This window comes from Sphingobacterium sp. UBA7253 (genome assembly GCF_002472745.1).
In the GTDB taxonomy this organism is placed as follows: domain Bacteria; phylum Bacteroidota; class Bacteroidia; order Sphingobacteriales; family Sphingobacteriaceae; genus Sphingobacterium; species Sphingobacterium siyangense.
This window is the reverse complement of record NZ_DKSP01000248.1, coordinates 2489-3194: the sequence shown is the minus strand read 5'-3', so window position 1 is coordinate 3194 and position 706 is coordinate 2489. Positions and strand designations below refer to the sequence as shown.

1 protein-coding gene is annotated in these 706 nt (G+C 36.3%); it reads left to right on the top strand.

Annotated elements, in window-relative coordinates:
- Positions 1 to 346: 346 nt before the first annotated feature.
- The coding region (locus B2X72_RS26085; protein ID WP_286852110.1) for a deoxyhypusine synthase family protein at positions 347 to 706 on the top strand (360 nt) is incomplete at its 3' end.

Sequence of the window (706 nt, the reverse complement as noted above, 5' to 3'; positions counted from 1 at the left end):
ATGGATTATCGGTGAATAGGCCTCAGATCAGTACAAAACATGTTGTTTTACGTAGTGCTAAAATACCGGCACTTCTTCTTGAGCTGGATAACATCAATGCCATTGATAAAAATGTGAAACCTGATTTTGTTCAGAAATTAGCCAATGCAATAGATCAAAGCTTCGAATACTAAGCTTCGATCGAAGGAGAAGCGTCACGTTTATAATCGCAGCCTAGGAATACCATTTTTTTTACATTTGTTAAAAAAATGTGGTCTATACGCGTTTTGAATCTCTATTGGGACGAAAATAGATTATATTCAGTACCTTTGCGATACTTATTATTTTATAAAAGTTAGAAAATATCATGAGTACTCAAAAAGGACCTATTTCTCAATTTATTGAGCATAATTACCGTCACTTTAACGCAGCTGCATTAGTAGATGCTGCAAAAGGTTACGAGGAACATCTATTGGATGGTGGAAAAATGTTGATCTCTTTGGGAGGTGCAATGTCTACCGCTGAATTGGGTGTTTCTTTGGCAGAAATGATCCGTCAAGATAAAGTCCACTTTATTTCTTGTACTGGTGCTAATTTGGAAGAGGATGTGATGAACCTTGTGGCACACTCACACTACAAAAGAATCCCGAATTATAGAGATTTGACAGCTGAGCAAGAAAGAGAGCTATTGGATAATCACTATAATCGTGTTACAGATACTTGTATT